Annotated in this window: 19 protein-coding genes; 6 read left to right on the forward strand and 13 right to left on the reverse strand. The window is 71.1% G+C overall.

Annotation, left to right across the window (positions count from 1 at the left end; genetic code table 11):
- Window positions 1–177 precede the first annotated feature (177 nt).
- The 3 genes from AB0M30_RS27385 to AB0M30_RS27395 are packed head-to-tail and all read right to left on the reverse strand — an operon-like array spanning window position 178 to window position 2,782.
- Window positions 178–1,395: an amidohydrolase gene (locus AB0M30_RS27385; protein WP_364588998.1), complete on the reverse strand. Its 1,218-nt coding sequence runs from the start codon at window positions 1,393–1,395 to the stop codon at window positions 178–180.
- An 11-nt stretch (window positions 1,396–1,406) separates the two neighbouring features.
- The gene (locus AB0M30_RS27390) at window positions 1,407–1,910 is read right to left on the reverse strand and encodes a GNAT family N-acetyltransferase (RefSeq protein ID WP_364589001.1); all 504 of its coding nucleotides are present in this window, start codon (window positions 1,908–1,910) and stop codon (window positions 1,407–1,409) included.
- Window positions 1,877–2,782: an aldose 1-epimerase family protein gene (locus tag AB0M30_RS27395; RefSeq protein WP_364589004.1), complete on the reverse strand. Its 906-nt coding sequence runs from the start codon at window positions 2,780–2,782 to the stop codon at window positions 1,877–1,879. The genes AB0M30_RS27390 and AB0M30_RS27395 overlap by 34 nt, the downstream gene beginning before the upstream one ends.
- 66 nt (window positions 2,783–2,848) lie before the next feature.
- On the opposite strand from AB0M30_RS27395, the gene AB0M30_RS27400 reads away from it, so the two are divergent.
- Genes AB0M30_RS27400 through AB0M30_RS27410 form a run of 3 tightly spaced genes read left to right on the forward strand, consistent with a single transcriptional unit; the run spans window position 2,849 to window position 5,084 of the window.
- Window positions 2,849–3,427 (forward strand): TetR/AcrR family transcriptional regulator, encoded by a 579-nt coding sequence (locus AB0M30_RS27400; RefSeq protein ID WP_364589007.1) that lies wholly within the window; start codon window positions 2,849–2,851, stop codon window positions 3,425–3,427.
- Window positions 3,427–4,263 (forward strand): MBL fold metallo-hydrolase, encoded by an 837-nt coding sequence (locus AB0M30_RS27405; RefSeq protein WP_364589010.1) that lies wholly within the window; start codon window positions 3,427–3,429, stop codon window positions 4,261–4,263. The genes AB0M30_RS27400 and AB0M30_RS27405 overlap by 1 nt, the downstream gene beginning before the upstream one ends.
- Window positions 4,260–5,084, forward strand: coding sequence for an MBL fold metallo-hydrolase (locus AB0M30_RS27410; protein ID WP_364589013.1), 825 nt, complete (start codon window positions 4,260–4,262; stop codon window positions 5,082–5,084). The genes AB0M30_RS27405 and AB0M30_RS27410 overlap by 4 nt, the downstream gene beginning before the upstream one ends.
- A 191-nt stretch (window positions 5,085–5,275) precedes the next feature.
- Here the strand turns inward: AB0M30_RS27410 and AB0M30_RS27415 are convergent, their stop codons facing one another.
- From AB0M30_RS27415 to pdxH, 3 genes are all read right to left on the reverse strand, one after another.
- Window positions 5,276–5,833 (reverse strand): DUF3558 family protein, encoded by a 558-nt coding sequence (locus AB0M30_RS27415; RefSeq protein ID WP_364589016.1) that lies wholly within the window; start codon window positions 5,831–5,833, stop codon window positions 5,276–5,278.
- Between the two features lie 23 nt (window positions 5,834–5,856).
- Entirely contained in the window at window positions 5,857–7,143 is a 1,287-nt protein-coding gene (locus AB0M30_RS27420) for an MFS transporter (RefSeq protein ID WP_364589019.1), read from the reverse strand.
- A gap of 154 nt (window positions 7,144–7,297) precedes the next feature.
- Entirely contained in the window at window positions 7,298–7,975 is a 678-nt protein-coding gene (gene pdxH / locus AB0M30_RS27425; protein WP_103336704.1) for a pyridoxamine 5'-phosphate oxidase, read from the reverse strand.
- A 229-nt stretch (window positions 7,976–8,204) separates the two neighbouring features.
- On the opposite strand from pdxH, the gene AB0M30_RS27430 reads away from it, so the two are divergent.
- Complete coding sequence (locus tag AB0M30_RS27430; RefSeq protein WP_364589022.1) at window positions 8,205–9,887, forward strand: hypothetical protein; 1,683 nt, start codon at window positions 8,205–8,207, stop codon at window positions 9,885–9,887.
- A 46-nt stretch (window positions 9,888–9,933) separates the two neighbouring features.
- On the opposite strand, the gene AB0M30_RS27435 is transcribed toward AB0M30_RS27430, so the two are convergent.
- The gene (locus AB0M30_RS27435) at window positions 9,934–10,644 is read right to left on the reverse strand and encodes a TetR/AcrR family transcriptional regulator (RefSeq protein ID WP_364589024.1); all 711 of its coding nucleotides are present in this window, start codon (window positions 10,642–10,644) and stop codon (window positions 9,934–9,936) included.
- A gap of 88 nt (window positions 10,645–10,732) precedes the next feature.
- Here AB0M30_RS27435 and AB0M30_RS27440 point away from each other — a divergent pair, with 88 nt between their 5' ends.
- Complete coding sequence (locus AB0M30_RS27440) at window positions 10,733–11,833, forward strand: lipase family protein (RefSeq protein WP_364589027.1); 1,101 nt, start codon at window positions 10,733–10,735, stop codon at window positions 11,831–11,833.
- A gap of 143 nt (window positions 11,834–11,976) precedes the next feature.
- On the opposite strand, the gene AB0M30_RS27445 is transcribed toward AB0M30_RS27440, so the two are convergent.
- The 6 genes from AB0M30_RS27445 to AB0M30_RS27470 are packed head-to-tail and all read right to left on the reverse strand — an operon-like array spanning window position 11,977 to window position 16,389.
- Window positions 11,977–12,696: an urease accessory protein UreD gene (locus AB0M30_RS27445; protein ID WP_364589030.1), complete on the reverse strand. Its 720-nt coding sequence runs from the start codon at window positions 12,694–12,696 to the stop codon at window positions 11,977–11,979.
- On the reverse strand, window positions 12,693–13,382 hold the full coding sequence (gene ureG, locus AB0M30_RS27450) for an urease accessory protein UreG (protein ID WP_364589032.1): 690 nt from the start codon (window positions 13,380–13,382) through the stop codon (window positions 12,693–12,695). Before ureG ends, AB0M30_RS27445 begins: the two co-directional genes overlap by 4 nt.
- On the reverse strand, window positions 13,372–14,052 hold the full coding sequence (locus tag AB0M30_RS27455; protein WP_364589035.1) for an urease accessory UreF family protein: 681 nt from the start codon (window positions 14,050–14,052) through the stop codon (window positions 13,372–13,374). The genes ureG and AB0M30_RS27455 overlap by 11 nt, the downstream gene beginning before the upstream one ends.
- Window positions 14,052–15,767 (reverse strand): urease subunit alpha, encoded by a 1,716-nt coding sequence (locus AB0M30_RS27460; RefSeq protein ID WP_364589038.1) that lies wholly within the window; start codon window positions 15,765–15,767, stop codon window positions 14,052–14,054. Before AB0M30_RS27460 ends, AB0M30_RS27455 begins: the two co-directional genes overlap by 1 nt.
- Window positions 15,767–16,072: an urease subunit beta gene (locus AB0M30_RS27465; RefSeq protein ID WP_364589041.1), complete on the reverse strand. Its 306-nt coding sequence runs from the start codon at window positions 16,070–16,072 to the stop codon at window positions 15,767–15,769. The genes AB0M30_RS27460 and AB0M30_RS27465 overlap by 1 nt, the downstream gene beginning before the upstream one ends.
- Window positions 16,073–16,086: 14 nt before the next feature.
- Complete coding sequence (locus AB0M30_RS27470; RefSeq protein ID WP_103336696.1) at window positions 16,087–16,389, reverse strand: urease subunit gamma; 303 nt, start codon at window positions 16,387–16,389, stop codon at window positions 16,087–16,089.
- 291 nt (window positions 16,390–16,680) lie between these two features.
- Between AB0M30_RS27470 and AB0M30_RS27475 the strand changes: the two genes are divergently transcribed.
- Window positions 16,681–17,829, forward strand: coding sequence for a citrate synthase 2 (locus tag AB0M30_RS27475; RefSeq protein WP_103336695.1), 1,149 nt, complete (start codon window positions 16,681–16,683; stop codon window positions 17,827–17,829).
- Window positions 17,830–17,835: the final 6 nt, after the last annotated feature.

A 17,835-nucleotide genomic window follows, 5' to 3' on the forward strand; every position in this document is an offset into this window, starting at 1 on the left:
GCGCGGGCGCAGCTGCACCTTGATCTCGTCGAGCGCGAACTCCTCGGCGTGCCGCAGACGACCATGGCTGTCCGGCGTGATCGGCGCAGTTTCCTGCGTGAGCTTCGCCGGGCGATGCGGCCCGAACGGACGGGCAGCACGCCGGAACCGCCCGGTTACCGGCGTGCCACCCGAGACTCAGCGCGTCTCCCGGTACCGGCGGTCCTTGGACACGCCCTCGCCCAGTGACTCGTCGAAGTGGTACACCTCGTCACCGCGGACGAAGACGCGCAGCGCGCGGTTCATCACGTCCAGCGGGTCGCCCGACCACAGCACCACATCGGCGTCCAGGCCCGGCTTCAGCGAACCGATCTGCCCGTCGAGGTCCAGCATCGACGCCGGGTTGACGGTCAGCGAACGCAGCGCCGTCGCCGGGTCGAGGCCGTCCTTCACTGCGAGGGCCGCCTGGTACACCAGGAAGTTGATCGGGATCACCGGGTGGTCGGTGGTGATCGCGATCTTCACGCCCGCGCGGGCCAGGATGCCGGCCGAGCGCAGCGTGCGGTGGCGCAGCTCGACCTTGGACTTCGTGGTGAACAGCGGGCCGAGGATCACCGGAACCTCGCGGGAAGCCAGCAGGTCCGCGATCAGGTGGCCTTCGGTGCCGTGGTTGATCACCAGCTTGTAGCCGAACTCGTCGGCCAGCCGGATCGCCGTCACGATGTCGTCCGCGCGGTGGACGTGCTGGTCCCAGAACAGCTCGCCGTCGAGGACCTTCGACAGCGTCTCCAGCGTCAGGTCGACTTCGTGCGGCTTGCCCTCGGACTCCGCGTGCGCGCGCTTCGCCTGGTAGTTGCGGGCCTTGGTGAACGCCTCGCGCAGGATCGCCGCGACCCCCAGGCGCGTCGACGGCGTCTGCTTCTTCTCGCCGTACACCCGCTTCGGGTTCTCGCCCAGCGCGCTCTTCACGCTGACGTGCTCCGCGAAGATCATGTCCAGGATGCTGCGGCCCCACGTCTTGACGCCGATCGTCTGGCCGCCGATCGGGTTGCCCGACCCGGGCTTGATGACGACGCTCGTGACGCCGCCCGCGAGCGCGTCGTCGAAGCCGGGCTCGTAGGGGTCAATGCCGTCGACGGCGCGGAAGCGGGCGCCGTTCGGGTCGGTCATCTCGTTGGTGTCGTTGCCGGACCAGCCCTCGCCCTCCTCGTGCACACCCAGGTGCGCGTGGGCGTCGATGAAGCCGGGCAGCACCCAGGTGCCGGCCGCGTCGACCAGTTCGGCGTCCTCCGGGATGTCGACGTCGGCCTCGGTGCCGACCGCGACGATCTTGCCGCCGTCGATCAGGACCGTGCCGCCGTCGATGGGATCACCGTCGATGGGGACGACATAGCCCCCGACAATTGCCTTCGCCATAGTTCGCCACGCTAACGAACTCGTCCGGGGACGTGCACGCGGGCCTTCTCCAAGTGCACGAGCTCGTGGTCGTTCTCGGGTGTCCGGTGCGTCTCGCGGTAGCCGTGCTTGGCGTACAGGTGCAACGGCCCCACGCTCTTCGAGCCGGTGAAGAGCCGGAACACCGTCACCTCCTCAGGCGCCGCCGACTCCGCGAACCGCAGCAGCCCGCCGCCGAGCCCGGCCCCCTGCCGATCCGGGGCGACGACCAGGCGCCCGATCACCCCGACCGGCCCGGTCACCGTCAGCCGCACCGACGCCACCAGGCGCCCCGCTTCCCGGACGCCCCAGGACAGCCCGGTCAGCGCCGCCCGGGTCTCGTCCAGGGTCTCCAGCAGCGGCGGCAGGTCCAGGTCGCCGTGGGCACGCGCCTCGGTGACGTACGCGGCGCGTTGCAGCGTCAGCACTTCACCCGCGTCGGCGACGTCCAGGCGAAGCGGCGTCACCGGACCCGGATGCCCCAGCTGCCCGACCACGACGCCGACGGCGCCAGCTCGATCAGGTCGGTGCCGGTGTTGAGCGCGTCGGCGGGGCAGGTCATCGGCTCGATCGCGACCGCACGGCCGCGGCCGACCAGGTCGTCCGGGGTGAACACCTGCGCCCAGCGGAAGTCGGGGCCGGTCCAGACCAGGAGTTCCTGCCCGTCGTGGCTGAGAACGATGTGGTGCTTGCCGTCGTCAGCCGTCGCGAGGCCGCCGAACGCCGTGTCCAAGTTGACGCCCGCCAGCACGCGGCCGGCGCGGAAGTCGTACTCCGTGCCCTCGACGTCCTGCTCCTCGGCGTACGGCATCTGCTCGTCGGGCCGGGACGGCCGGACCCGGCTCGCGGGCAGCGTCAGCGTCAGCTCGTCGGTCGGGACGTCGCCGATCCGGAAGTACGGGTGCGTGCCGACGCCGACGCCGATCTGCTGCTCGCCTTCGTTGCGGATCTCGTGGGTGATGGTCAGTTCGCGCGGCGCGACCTCGTACGTGACGGTCGCGCGCAGCGGCACCGGCCAGCCCGGCTGCACCTCGACGTCGACGGCCAGGGTGACCGACGATTCGGCGTGCTCCAGCAGCTCCCACTCGAGGTGGCGGGTCAGGCCGTGGATGGCGTTGCCGCGCGCCTCCTCGGTGATGTCGAGCTGCTGGGTCTCCCCCTGGAACGTCCACCGGCCGCCCTTGGTGCGGTTCGGCCAGGGCAGCAGCACCTGCCCGGCCCCCATCGGCGGCTTCGCGTCTTCGGGGAACTCCTCGACGTACGGCACGCCGCCGACTTCGAAGGCGCGCAGCCCGGCACCGATTTCGGTGACGACGGCGCGCGCGTTGCCGCGGGTGATCTCGAACTGCTGACCGGTCGGGTTGCCCATGCGGACGACCTTACCGATCCGCGAAGTCACTAGACCGGTCGTCATAGTTTGCGCTACGGTTCGGTCATGGTTCGCCGCACCGACACGCGGCAGCGGATGCTCGACACCGCCGCCGACCTGTTCCAGACCCAGGGTTACCACGCCACCGGCCTGACCCAGCTGACCACGGCCGGCGGCGCCCCGAAGGGGTCGCTCTACTTCCACTTCCCCGGCGGCAAGGAGCAGCTCGCCACCGAAGCCGTCCGGCTGTCGAGCGAGCGCACCGGCGCTCTCCTCGAAGCCATCCTGGACGACGCTCCCGACCCCGCGACCGGGATCGACCGCGCGGTCGACGCGCTCGCGGGTTTCCTCACCGGATCGGACTTCCAACGGGGGTGCCCGCTCGCGACGGTCGCGCTGGACGCCGCCGCGGCGAGCGAGCCGATCCGCGAAGCCTGCGCCGACGGGTACTCGTCGTGGCACACGATCTTCACGGATTACCTGGCCGGACAAGGACTTTCGGCCGAGCGCGCCGACGAGATCGCCACCATCGTGCTCGCCACCATCGAAGGCGGGCTGCTGCTGGCGCGCACCCGCCGCGACCTCGCGCCGCTGCGCGCGGTCGCCACCCACCTGCACACCACCCTCGACCGGGAGTTCGCCTGATGCGTGTCCACCACCTGAACTGCGGCACCCTGCGCCCGCTGGGCGGCAAGCTGATCGACGGCCGGCCGGGCCTGTTCCGGCGCGCCACGATGGTCTGCCACTGCCTGCTGCTCGAAACCGACACCGGTCTCGTGCTCGTCGAGACGGGCATGGGCACCCCGGCCGCGGTCGACCGCACCGCCTGGCTCGGCGCCGGGTTCGTCCGCCAGTCCAACCCCGTCCCGGACCCGGCGCAGACGGCGATCGCGCAGATCCGCGCGCTGGGCTTCGACCCCACCGACGTCCGGGACATCGTGCTGACCCACCTCGACCTCGACCACGCGGGCGGGCTGATCGACTTCCCGTGGGCACGCGTGCACGTCTACGCCGAAGAGCTGCGGGCGTTCACCGAGCCGCACGACGCCGCCGAACGCGGCCGCTACCGCCGGATCCAGTTCGCTCATGGTCCACAGTGGACGTCCTATGCGGACAGCGGCGAACCGTGGTTCGGCTTCGGCGCCGTCCGGCAGCTCGACGGCCTGCCGCCGGAGATCCTGCTGGTCCCGCTGTCGGGGCACACGCGCGGGCACGCCGGGGTCGCCGTCGACACCGGACACGGCTGGCTGCTCAACGCCGGCGACTCGTACTTCTTCCACGGGCAGGTCGATCCCACCGCCCCGCACTGCCCGCCGGGCCTGAAGTGGTTCGAGGGGCACATGGAGACGGTGCCGCGCGCCCGGCTGGACAATCACCGCCGCCTGCGTCAGCTTGTTCAGGAGCACGGCGCGGAGGTCACCGTCTTCGCCGCGCACGACGAGACCGAATTCCTCCGGCTGAGCACCAGGAGCAGCGTATGAAGGTGCACCACCTGAACTGCGGATCGATGCGCCCGGCGGGTGGCAAGCTGCTCGACGGGGAGCCCGGCCTGCTGCGGCGGGCGGAGCTGGTCGCCCACTGCCTGCTGATCGAGACCGGCGACGGCCTGGTGCTGGTCGACACCGGGTTCGGCAGCGAAGGCGTGGCCCGCCCGGGCGAGTGGCTCGGCCGGCCGTTCATGGCGATGGTCGGCGCCAAGCCCGTGGCCGCCGAGACGGCGGTCGCGCAGATCAAGGCCCTCGGCCTCGACCCGGCGGACGTCCGCCACATCGTGATGACCCACCTCGACGTCGACCACGCGGGCGGCCTCGCCGACTTCCCCAACGCCGTCGTGCACGTCCGCGCCGAGGAGCACCGGGCGGCGACGTCCCCGGCGAACGCGGCGGAGAAGAACCGCTACCGCGCGGCGCAGTTCGCGCACCGCCCACTGTGGAGCACGTACGACGAGACGGGCGAGCCGTGGTTCGGCTTCGAAGCGGTCCGGTCGTTGAAGGGCCTGCCGGAGGAGATCCTGCTGGTCCCGCTCACGGGACACACGCGCGGCCACACGGGCGTGGCCGTCGACACCGGCGACGGCTGGCTCCTGCACGCCGGCGACGCCTACTTCTTCCACGGGCAGCTGAACCCGGTGGCCCCGCACTGCCCACCGGGCCTGACGGCGTTCCAGAACATCGTCCAGACGCTGCGCGGGCCGAGGCTGGAGAACCTGGCGCGGCTGCACGAGCTGGCGCGGACCCACCAGGACGAGGTCACGGTGTTTTCGGCGCACAGCCCGATCGAGCTGGCCGCGCTGCGCCGGTGATCCGGCCGGCGTGCGGGGTCGGCCGGCCCCGCACCCGGCCGCCGGAACCGGCGGAAACGACAGCTCGTGGGCGGCTTGATCAGCCGGCGCGAGCGGCAGCTCGTCGGGCGGCTTGATCAGCCGGCGCGAGCGGCAGCTCGTCGGGCGGCTTGATCAGCCGGCGCGAGCGGCAGCTCGTCGTCCGGGCTTGATCAGCTCGCCGCGAGGGCCTGCTTGACGAGCGGCGCGATCTGCTCCGGCGTCATCTTCGCCGGGCCGGAGTAGTTGATCAGGACCGGCGTGCCCGCCACCAGTTCGGCCGAGACGAGGGTCGCCGCCTTCTGGTCGTCGACGTAGTAGACCGCGCCGTCCGGGAAGCCCGGGACGTCCTGCGCGCCCGGTTTCGCCTTCTTGATCGACGCGAGCATCTCGGCGGGCTTGCCCTGCTTGCCCTCGTAGCGGGTCACCGCGAGCGCGCCCGCGGCCGTGCCGTCGTGCCGGTACTCGCAGGTGCGCGCCTTGCCGCCGCTGGCCGCGTTGTCCTGGACCGGGCCCGGGACCGCTGTGAGGTTGTCGAGGAACAGCGCCTTCGACACGGCCTCCGCGGGCAGCAGCTTGCACGGGTCGAGCGACCCGGCGACGGCGTTCGTACTCGGCGCCGGCTTCGGCTTCGGGGCCGCGGAGGACGAAGGGGCCTTCGACGGTTCGTCCCCGGAGGAGCAGGCGGTCAACGCGGCTAAAGCGACAAAAGCGACAACAAGGGTACGCATGTTCGCACCCTAACCCGATCGGCTTACGTCGTCGGCGCCCGGTATCGCCAGAAGGCCGGGAGCAAGAACATCGACGCGCAGACCAGCACGATGACCAGCAGGCCGCCGGCGCTCGCCGCGACCGTGGTGCCGAACGCGGCGGCGCCCCAGCCGTGCGTGAGGTCGGCGATGCGCGGACCTCCGGCGACGACGACCGTGAAGACACCCTGGAGCCGGCCGCGCATCTCGTCGGTGGTCGCGACCTGCAGGATCGCCATCCGGTAGACGGCGCTGACCATGTCCGCGGCGCCGGCCAGCGCCATGAAGACGACGGCGAGCCACAGCGAGTGCGCGAGCCCGAACGCGGCCACGGCGGCACCCCACGCGCAGATCGCGACGACGACCGCGACACCCTGGCGGTGGATGCGCGTCAGCCAGCCGGAGAAGAGCCCGATCAGCATCGCCCCCAGCGGCAGGGCGGCGTAGAGCCAGCCGAGGGCGGGGCCGCCGCCGGGCGGGTCGCCGAAGGTCCGCTCGGCCATCTCCGGGATCAGCGCCCGCGGCATCCCGAAGACCATGGCGATGATGTCGGCGACGAAGGAGGCCAGCAGGATCTTCTGCCCGGCCAGGTACCGGAAGCCGTCGACGACGTCCCGGAGCCCGGCGCGGCGCGAAAGGCCGTTGAGCGGCGGGATCGACGGCAGCCGCCAGACGGCGAGGAGGGTGATCGTCAGGGCGACGACGTCGATCAGGTAGAGGGTGGACAGGCCGAGGACGGGGATCAGCGCACCGGCGAGCAGCGGCCCGAAGACGGCACCGAAGGTGGACATGGTGCTGTTGAGGGCGTTCGCAGACGGCAGCAGTTCGGCGGGCACGAGCCGCGCGACGACGGCACCGCGGGTGGGCATGTTGATCGCGAAGAACGCCTGGTTGACCGCGAGCAGGCCGAGCACGAGCCAGACGGAGCCGAAGTTCGCGAAAGCTTGCAGCCAGAGGAGGGCGGAGGTGATCGCGACGCCGACGTTGGTGACGAAGAGCAGCTTCCGCCGATCGACGGCATCGGCGACGGCGCCGCCCCAGAGCCCGAAGATCAGCAGGGGAACGAGGGCGACGAGCCCCGTGAGGCCGACGTAGGCGGAGGACCCGGTGAGGTCGAAGACCTGCTTGGGCACGGCGACGGCGGTCAGCTGGGTCCCGACGGCGGTGACCACAGTGGACAGCCAGAGCCGCCGGAAGGCCGGGATCTTGAGCGGCCGCGTGTCGACGATGATGCGTCCGAGGACCTTGCGCAAGCCCGAGCGGGGCGGCAGGGTCCCCGGTTCACCAGTCACGACACATCAGCTTAGCCGGGCTAACTATCTCGAGTCGCGTGATTTATGTCGCCCGGCGAACCAGCGCCCCAATGTGGCCTTGGTTGCGCTCAACGCACCCAATGTGGCCTTCGGTGCGTTGAACGCACCGAAGGCCACATTGGGGCGCTTGGGCTCACGGCGCCACGCGCTCGATGTTCCAGCCGTCGTCGTTGCGGACGTACCGCAGCCGGTCGTGCATGCGGTCTTCGCGGCCCTGCCAGAACTCCACCAGGTCCGGGCGGATCCGCCAGCCGCCCCAGTGGGGCGGGGCCGGGATCTGCTCGACGTCGGCGAACCGCCGCTCGATTCCGTGCAGCGCGTTCTCCAGCGCCCGGCGGCCGTCCACCACGCGGGACTGCGGGGACGCCCACGCGCCCAGCTGCGAGCCGCGGGGACGCTGGGCCCAGTACTCCGCCGTCTCCTTGACGCCGACCTTCTCGACCTCGCCGCGGACGTGGACCTGGCGGTGGAGCGCGTACCAGGGGAACGTCACCGACGCGTACCGCGTCGCCGTCAGGTCGTGGCTCTTCGAGGACGTGTAGTTCGTGTAGAACACCACGCCGCGGTCGTCGAGGCCCTTGCACAACACCGTCCGGGACGATGGGCGGCCTTCGGCGTCCGCCGTCGCCAGCACCATCGCGTTCGGTTCGGCGATGCCGGCGGCGACGGCCTGGTTCAGCCAGCCCTGCAGCTGGTCCGTCCAGGTGGCCGCCAGCGCGGATTCGTCGAACGCCGCGCCGTCGTAGGCGACGCGCATTCCCGGCAGGCGCACTACGGCGTCTTCCACCTGGTCCTCGATCTCCGGCATCATCGCCAAACCTCCGTACCCGGTCGGGGCAGCTGTCACTTCGGCTCCTGCGCACGTTAGGGCCTCACGAGCGGCAGCGGAACCCACTGAACGGTGACACCCGCCACCTCGTCCGCGCCACCTGCTCGTAACCGCATGACAACAAGCCGTAACCCCTGCGTTACCCGCCGGACCAGGATCGATACAGCACGCACCTACCTTCGGCCCGTTCCCCACCACCCCGGAGGCAGGTATGACCGAGACCCTGTCCAGCGCCGAAGAAGCCGAAGAAGGCGCCACGCCGAAACGCCAGTACGCACCGCTCGCGGCGAACGAGAACCGCGAGGACTACTCACTGCGCTTCGCCGCCCATTCGTTCCGGAAATGGTCCCCGTTCGTCGTCGCGACGACGGCACTGGGCGGCATCGCCTACCTCGCCGACTTCGCGATCGGCGCCAGCATCGTGCTCTCCTACGGCTTCACCTCCGGCGTCCTGGCCATCCTCGCCGCGGCCGTCGTCATCTTCGTGACCGGCGTGCCCATCGCGGCCGCCTGCGCGAAGTCCGGAGTGGACATGGACCTGCTGACCCGCGGAGCCGGCTTCGGCTACTTCGGGTCGACGCTGACGTCGCTGGTGTACGCGAGCTTCACCGTCATCTTCTTCTCGCTCGAAGGCTCGATCATGGGCCAGGCGTTCGAGCTCGCCCTCGGCATCCCGCTGCCCATCGGCTACCTGCTGGCGACGCTCATCGTGCTGCCCTTCGCCCTCTACGGCATGGGCGCGGTGGCGAAGATGCAGACCTGGACGCAGCCGCTGTGGCTCGCCGGGCTGGTGCTGCCGTTCGTCGTCGTGCTGGTCCGGGAGCCCGGCAAGTTCGCCGAGTTCGCGCACTTCGGCGGCACCGAGGGCACCGGCTCCGGGTTCTCCGCGATCGGGTTCGGGCTCGGCATGGGCGTCGCGCTGTCGCTGATCGGGCAGATCGGCGAACAGGCCGACTACCTGCGGTTCATGCCCGAAAAGACCGTGGAGAACAAGCGGTCGTGGTGGGCCGCGGTGCTCGCCGCCGGACCCGGCTGGGTGATCCTCGGGGCCGCGAAGCAGATCGGCGGCGCGCTGCTGGCGTTCCTCGCCCTCGGTGTCGTCGGGAAGACGCACGCGCTCGAGCCGATCGCGCCCTACCTGGAAGCGGTGAAACCCGCACTCGGGCCGGTGGCGCTGACGTTCGCCGCGCTGTTCGTCGTCGTCTCGCAGATCAAGATCAACACGACGAACGCCTACTCCGGCTCGCTGTCGTTCGCGAACTTCTTCTCCCGCGTGCTGCACAAGCACCCCGGCCGGGTCTGGTACGTGCTGGTCAACTGCGGGATCGCGCTCGCGCTGATGGAGTTCGGCGCGTTCGGCTTCCTGAACAAGATCCTCGGCTTCTACTCGAACGTCGCCATCGCGTGGATCGGCGCCGTCTGCGCCGACCTGGTGATCGCCAAGCCGCTGGGCCTCTCGCCGCGCTACATCGAGTTCAAGCGGGCCTACCTGCACAAGATCAACCCGGTCGGGTTCGGCTCGATGGTGGTCGCGTCGGCGGTGTCGATCACCGCGTACTTCGGCGCGTTCGGGCCGTTCCTGGCCGCGTTCAGCCCGCTGCTCGCGCTGGTCATCGCGGTCGTGCTGGTGCCGGTGCTGGCGGTGGCGACCCGCGGCAAGTACTACCTGGCCCGGCCGAACACGGTCGCCGGCCCGGACGTCGACGTCGATCTGCGTGCCACGCACACCTGCTCGGTCTGCGGCGATCCGTACGAACTGCCGGACGTCGCCGACTGCGCGAAGCAGGACGGCCCGATCTGCTCGCTCTGCTGCACGCTCGACAACACCTGCCACGACGTGTGCCAGACGACCGGCCCGGTCGCGCTCGGCCTGCCGACGGCTCGCACGACGTAACGTCCATGAAGGCCCTTTCCCGGCCTCGACGGCCGGGAAAGGGCCTTCACGTTCGCCGGGCTCCCCCCTGCTCCCCCACCCGGCTCGACTGTTCCACGCCGGAGAGTGCGCCCGGGTTGCCGGGGATTTCCAAGATCTTTACGGGGCGCATGATGGCCGCCAGCATCAGCGCGCGCAGCTCCGCGCCGACGTCCTCCACCGGCAGTGGCGGCTCGTGCGCCTGCCACTCGCGCAGCAGCCCGGTGGCCGCGCCGACCAGGGCGATCGCCGTCAGCCGGTAGTCGCGGTCGGGCGCGGCGCCGTGCTCGGCCGCGTGCCGCGCCTCCGTCTCGATGAAGGTCGCCCAGCGGTCGACCCACACCTGGTGCTGCTCCTCGAGCTCCGCGCTGACGCCGACGGCTTCGACGTAGTTGAGCCTCGGGAGCCGGGGGTCCACGGTGACCGTGTCGATGAAGACGTCGAGCAGCGTGGCGATCCGGGTCATGGCGTCGGCCTCGGCGACCTTGTCGAGCGCGGCGGTGACGTGCTCCAGCGCCAGGCTGTTGATCCGGTCGTGGAGGGTGCGCAGCACGTCCTCCTTGCCGGTGAACTCCTCGTAGAAGTTCCGCGTCGACACGCCCGCGCGAGCGCAGACCTCGGTGATCTTCGTCTGCCGGAAGCCGGTGCTGGTGAACAGTTCGAGGCCGGCCGTGAGCAGCCGCTCGCGGCGGTCGGCGCGACGTTGTTCGGGTGCGACGCCGCCGTACGTGCGAGCCAACGGGTGTCTCCTCCTTCTGAGGGATTGCCGGATCCTACCGGGCTGGCTAAATTGTGAAAACCTTGATTACCAAACACCGGAGGCAACGATGCTTCGTCGGTTACTGGTCGCCGTCGCGCTCCTGTTCGTGACAGCCGCCCCCTCGGCGCACGCGGACCCGGGCGTTCTCCTCGAACAGCGGCCGACGACGGTGTTCGTCGGTCCGTTCCCGGCGCCCGTCAAGGCCTGGCACCTCGTCTACCGCTCCACCTCGGCGACCGGCGAACCGAACGCCGTCTCCGGCACGCTGCTGGTCCCGCCGACGCCGTGGACGCGCGGCGGCCCGCGACCCCTGATCACGTACGCGGTGGGCACGCACGGCCTCGGCGACCAGTGCGCGCCCTCGAACCTCCTGGCCCACGGCATCGAGAACGAAAGCGCGCTGCTGGCGCAGGCGTTGACGCAGGGCTGGGCCGTTGTCGTCACCGACTACGAAGGGCTCGGCACGCCGGGACCGCACACGTACGCGGTCGGGCAGTCCGAAGGCCGGGCGGTGCTCGACGCGGCGCGGGCCGCCTCCCGGGTGACCGGCGCGGGACTGTCCCCGGCCGGCCCGGTGGGCGTGTTCGGCTACTCGCAGGGCGGCCAGGCCGCGGCGTGGGCGGCCGAACTGCAGGCCACGTACGCGCCTTCGCTGAACGTGGTCGGAGTCGCGGCGGGTGGGGTTCCGGCGGACCTGAACGCGGTGTTCGCCTCCAACGACGGCGGCGCGGCGTTCGGCCTGGTCCTCGGCGCGGCCACCGGCTTCGCGGCGGCGTACCCCGACGTGCCGTTCGCCTCGATCCTCAACGACCGCGGCCGCGAGGCGGTGGCCCGGGTGTCGAAGGCGTGCACGATCGAGCTCGGGGCGGCGGCACCGTTCGCGCACCTGCGGGACTTCGTCACGGTGCCGGACCCGATCCACGACCCGCACTGGCAGGCCCGGCTGGCGGAGAACTACCTGGGCACGACCGCGCCGAAGCCGCCGGTGTACCTGTACCACGGGACGCTGGACGAGCTGATCCCGTTCAGCGTCGGAACGGCGTTGCGCGACCGCTGGCAGTCCCTGGGCGCGGCGGTGACGTGGCAGGAGTTCCCGCTGCTGGAACACATCGGCGGCGTCTCGATCGGCGGCCCGGTGGCGATGACCTGGCTGGGCACGAAGTTCTGACACCGCTGGGCGGCGCAGGGGGCCGCCCGCGGTCGCGGAAAAGCCGTGAAGGCCACCTTGCGGGGCTCCCGCAAGGTGGCCTTCACGGACTCGGGCACCCGAAACCGTCGGTCCCTCCCGGTAGCGTGGAAAACGGGGGCTGCTCAGAACGCCTCGGCTCCCGCCTCCGCCAGCCCCTTCATCGCCGTGACGGCGTCCGGAGCCAGTGAAGTCACCAGCGAGCCACCGGCGGCGAGCGGGCTCCGCGACCACCACTCACCCGAAGCCGCCGGCTCTTCCGGACCGCCGACCACCAGGTCCGTGGCCAGCACCCGGCGCCCCGCCAGCACGGCCAGGCTCCCGTCCAACCCCGCATCCCCCACCGAAAGCGTCTGGCGCAGCACCGGCACCGAACCCCGCGTGACCGAGAGCGAAGTCGTCAGCGAACCCGGCCTTTCCCCGGCCCGCCCCAGCACCAGCACCTCCCGCGTGTGCAAATACGCGTCGGGAGCCAGCGAAGCGCGGAAAACCGCTCGGTGTCGGGCCCGCGCCGTGATCACCGTGGGCTCGGGCAGGTACTCCAGTGACCCACCCGGCTCGACCACGACATCCACAGTGGACAACGATTCCTCGCCGTGCAGGCCGGGCAAAGCCAGCGTCGCCGCGACGCCGGAAAGGCGCAGCGACGCCCCCGGCCCCACCCGCACCGTCAGCAGCAGGTCATCGCCGCCCAGCGGGGAAGTCGCCGAGTTGACCAGGTGCACCACCGCCGTCGCCCCGGACCGCCGGCGCGGGAACAGCGTCAGCGGCGCCATCGAACGCAGCTCGCGCAACACCGTGCGCGAGCCGTCGAAGCACGCGGTCAACCGGGCGTGGGCCTTCACAGCAGGGAACGGACCCAGCCGGCCACGTCGGGCGCGTCCGGAGTGTCCACAAGCGACTGCGTGATCACCGGCAGCGAGCCACGCATGCGGTGCGCGTCCGACGTCATCACGGCCATGTCCGCGCCGACCAGGTGGGCGATGTCGATCTTGTTGATCACCAGCAGGTCCGCCGTCGTGACGCCGGGGCCGCCCTTGCGCGGCACCTTGTCGCCGCCCGCCACGTCCACCACGAAGATCTGGCTGTCCGCCAGGCCGCGGCTGAACACCGCCGTGAGGTTGTCACCGCCGCTCTCGATGATGACCAGGTCCAGGTCCGGGAACTTCTCCTCGAGCCGTTCGACGGCGTCGAGGTTCGCGGTGATGTCGTCGCGGATCGCGGTGTGCGGGCAGGCACCGGTCTGCACCGCCTCGATCCGTTCCGGGTCCAGCACTCCCGCGCGGCGCAGGAAGTCCGCGTCCTCGGTCGTGTAGATGTCGTTCGTGACGACGGCGAGGTTGATTTCGTCACCCAGCGCGCGGCAGAGCGCCGCGGTGAGCGCCGTCTTGCCCGAGCCGACCGGGCCGCCGATGCCGATCCGGTACGCGCGGCCCGCGGTGGGCGCCGCGTCGTAGTGGTCGGGTTCGGCGGCCGTCGGGTCGAAGTTGACCTCGTGGAAGTGCCCGTGGCCGTGGCCTTCAGCTGGCAAAGAGACGCACCTCTTCCTGGTGGTGCCGGGCGTGCGCCTCGGCGAACAGATCCAACGCGGGCGACCCCGGCGACGGCAGTGACGCCGGGTCGTCGCCCGCCACCGCGGCCGCGTCCGAACAAACCGAACGCAGATCCAGCCGCGCGACCACAGCATTGACCGCGAAGGGGTCCAGCCCCAGCAACCGCACCGCGGCACTGGCCGGCCCGCTGACCGACAGGTACGCGGCCGCCATCGCCGCGTCCTCCGGCGACCCACCCGCGACGCCGGACAGCGCGCCCAGCACGATCGGATGGTGGGGCCGTGGCGTCTCGGCCAGCAGCGAAGCCAAGACGGGAGAAGGCCAAGCGATCCGCCCGGCCCGCGCGGTTCCCCGGCCCTGGGCCCGCGACGCCTCCCGCTGAGCGAGCGACGGCGTCCGCGCGTCCAGCTCGGCGTCCAACCGCGACCAATGTCCAGGTGGGACAGATCGCGCGGCCGCGTGCGCCGAAGCGGCGGCGAAAACGGCCGCCAGGAATCCCGCCGTCCGCAACCGTCCGGAAAGGAATCCCGGCAGGTCGCGAACCGACGTCATCAGGCGGCGGGAAACTACTTCCTCCAGCCCGCCACTGTGGACGTGCCCGCCGCCGGGGAAGCGGGAGTCCGCGAGGATCAGCGCCGAGAGGTCCATCAGAAGAGGAAGTACCTTTGCGCCATCGGCAGCTCCGTCACCGGCTGCGGTTCGACCAGCTCGCCGTCGACGTGCACCGCGAAGCTGTCCGGCTCGACGCGGACGTCCGGCGTCGTGTCGTTGAGCACCATGTCCGCCTTCGTACGCGCGCGCGTGTTCGACACCGCGACCAGCGGCCGGGTGATGCCGAAGGTCTCACGCAAGCCACTGTCCAAAGCAGACGGTGCGACGAAGTGCAGGCTCAGCGCCGCCCCGATGTTCGCCCCGAACATGGGGCGGGCCATGACCGGCTGCGGCGTCGGGATGGACGCGTTCGCGTCGCCCATCGCCGCCCAGGCCGGGAAGCCACCCTTGAGCACCACGTGCGGGCGGACGCCGAAGAACTTCGGCTCCCACAGCACCAGGTCCGCGAGCTTGCCGACCTCGACCGAGCCGATCTCGGTCTCCATGCCGTGCGCGATGGCCGGGTTGATCGTGTATTTGGCGACATAGCGACGCGCGCGCAGGTTGTCGGCCGCGCCGTCGCCCGGCAGCGCGCCGCGACGGCGTTTCATCACGTGCGCGGTCTGCCAGGTCCGGATGATCACCTCGCCGATCCGGCCCATCGCCTGCGAGTCCGAGCTCATCATCGAGATCGCGCCCATGTCGTGCAGCACGTCCTCGGCGGCGATCGTGGTCGGCCGGATCCGGCTCTCGGCGAAGGCGAGGTCCTCGGGCACCGACGGGTTGAGGTGGTGGCAGACCACCAGCATGTCGAGGTGCTCGTCGAGGGTGTTGGCCGTGTGCGGGCGGGTCGGGTTGGTCGACGACGGCAGCACGTTCGGCAGCGAGACGACCTGGATGATGTCCGGCGCGTGCCCGCCGCCGGCCCCTTCGGTGTGGTACGCGTTGATCGAGCGGCCGCCGATGGCGTCCACAGTGGATTCCAGGAAGCCGGCCTCGTTCAGCGTGTCCGTGTGGATGGCCACCTGGACGCCGGCTTCGTCGGCGACCGTCAGGCAGGCGTCGATCGCCGCCGGGGTGGTGCCCCAGTCCTCGTGGAGCTTGAACCCGCCCGCGCCCGCCGCCAGCTGCTCGCGCAGCGCCTCGTGCCGGACGGTGTTCCCCTTGCCCAGCAACAGGACGTTCACCGGGTAACCGTCCATGGCGGACAGCATCCGGCCGAGGTTCCACGCGCCGGGCGTGACGGTCGTGGCCTTGGTGCCCTCGTTCGGGCCGGTGCCGCCACCGACCAAAGTGGTCAGCCCGGCGGCCAGCGCGGTGTCGACCAGCTGCGGGCAGATGAAGTGGACGTGGCAGTCGATCCCGCCCGCGGTGAGGATCTTGCCGTTGCCGGACAGCACCTCGGTGGACGGCCCGATGACCAGCGCCGGGTCGACACCGTCCATCGTGTCCGGGTTGCCGGCCTTGCCGATGCCGACGATCCGGCCGTCGCGCACGCCGACGTCGGCCTTGACGACGCCCCAGTGGTCGAGGATCACCGCGCCGGTGATGATCAGGTCGGGCGCGCCCTCGGCCCGGGTCGCCATCCCCTGGCCCATGGACTCGCGGATGACCTTGCCGCCGCCGAAGAGCACCTCGTCGCCGGAGCCACCGGGGCCCATCGAGCGGTCTTCGGTGACCTCGATCAGCAGGTCGGTGTCGGCCAGCCGGATCCGGTCGCCGGTGGTCGGGCCGAACAGCTCGGCGTAGCGCTCGCGGTCGATCTGCGGCATCAGAAGTCCCCCGAAAATTCGGACCGCAGCCCGGGGACGCGGCGCGCCCCGGCCAGGGGAACGAGATCGACTTCCCGTTCCACCCCGGGTTCGAACCGCACCGACGTCCCGGCGGGCACGTCGAGCCGGTGGCCGCGGGCGGCGTCGCGGTCGAACTCGAGGCCCGGGTTCACGGCCGCGAAGTGGTAGTGCGAGCCGATCTGCACCGGCCGGTCGCCGAGGTTCCGCACCAGCAGCCGGACGCGCGCGCGGCCGGGGTTCAACTCGACCGGCTCGTCGCCGGGAATGATCTCGCCAGGGCGCATGCAGCTGCTGCCTTTCACACGATCGGGTCGTGCACGGTGACGAGCTTCGTGCCGTCCGGGAACGTGGCCTCGACCTGCACGGAGTCGACCATTTCGGGCACGCCGTCCAGCACCTGCGCACGGGAGAGCACGCTCCGGCCGCTGGCCACCAGGTCACTGACCGTGCGGCCGTCGCGGGCGCCTTCGAGGACGTGGTCGGTGATGAGCGCGACCGCCTCGGGGTAGTTGAGCCGGACGCCGCGGTCCAGCCGCTTCCGCGCGACGTCGGCCGCCACGTGGATGAGCAGCTTGTCGCGCTCCTGCGGGCTGAGGTGCATCCGCTAGGTCTATCACCCGAAACGCGGCAGCGCCTGGTTCGGAAACACAGGATTTACCTGGGCTTCGTCACACTCCGTGGCGAGAAATTCTCCGGTCCGCGAGGTTCGGTGACTGAATCGTTCTCGTAATCGTGACCGAAACCACCACATCTTTCGATTGCCAGTGGCCGGTCAAGAGAGCAAGGTCTATCCATCCGTGCGATGTGGCGCGCGTTCAGTGCGCTTCCTCCCAACCGCGCGACCAGCACCAACCAGCCGGGGAAAAAGCGCACCGAAAGGTTCCGCGAAACAGTGACTACCTCCACGATCAGCAAGCCACAGCCGTCCGGCCAACCCGACGACGGCTTCCGACCGGGCCTGGAAGGCGTCGTCGCCTTCCACACCGAAATCGCCGAACCCGACCGGGACGGCGGTGCCCTGCGCTACCGCGGCGTCGACATCGAAGACCTCGCCGGCAAGGTGACCTTCGGCGACGTCTGGGGCCTCCTCGTGGACGGCCGGTTCGGTCACGGCCTGCCGCCGGCCGAGCCGTTCCCGCTGCCGGTGCACACCGGTGACGTCCGGGTGGACGTCCAGGCCGCACTGGCCATGCTCGCCCCGATCTGGGGGTACCGCCCGCTGCTCGACATCACCGACGAAGAGGCCCGCGAGCAGCTGGCCCGCGCCTCGGTGATGGCGCTGTCCTACGTCGCCCAGTCGGCGCGCGGCATCGGCCAGCCCGCGGTGCCGCAGACCCGCGTCGACGAGGCCCACTCCATCACCGAGCGGTTCCTGATCCGCTGGCGCGGCGAGCCGGACCCGGCGCACGTCAAGGCCCTGGACGCCTACTGGGTGTCGGCCGCCGAGCACGGCCTCAACGCCTCGACCTTCACCGCCCGCGTCATCGCGTCCACCGGCGCGGACGTGGCGGCGGCGATGTCCGGCGCCATCGGCGCGATGTCGGGCCCGCTGCACGGCGGCGCCCCGGCGCGCGTGCTGCCGATGATCGAAGAGGTCGAGCGCACCGGCGACCCCGCGGGCCTGGTCAAGGGCATCCTCGACCGCAAGGAACGCCTGATGGGCTTCGGCCACCGCGTCTACCGCGCCGAGGACCCGCGGGCGCGCGTGCTGCGCCGGACCTGCCGCGAGCTCGACGCGACCCGCTACGAGGCGGCCGCCGCGCTGGAGCAGGCGGCGCTGAAGGAGCTGCGCGAGCGGCGTCCGGATCACCCGATCGAGACCAACGTCGAGTTCTGGGCCGCGGTCATCCTGGACTTCGCGCAGGTCCCGCCGCACATGATGCCCGCGATGTTCAGCTCGGCCCGCACCGCCGGCTGGGCCGCGCACATCCTGGAGCAGAAGCGGACCGGGCGCCTGGTGCGGCCGTCGGCCAAGTACGTCGGCCCGGCGCCGCGCACCCCCGAGGACGTCGAGGGCTGGGAGCTCGTCACCAAGCACTGACGCTCG

It is taken from the genome of Amycolatopsis sp. NPDC051716 (assembly GCF_040681595.1).
Taxonomy (GTDB): Bacteria; Actinomycetota; Actinomycetes; order Mycobacteriales; family Pseudonocardiaceae; genus Amycolatopsis.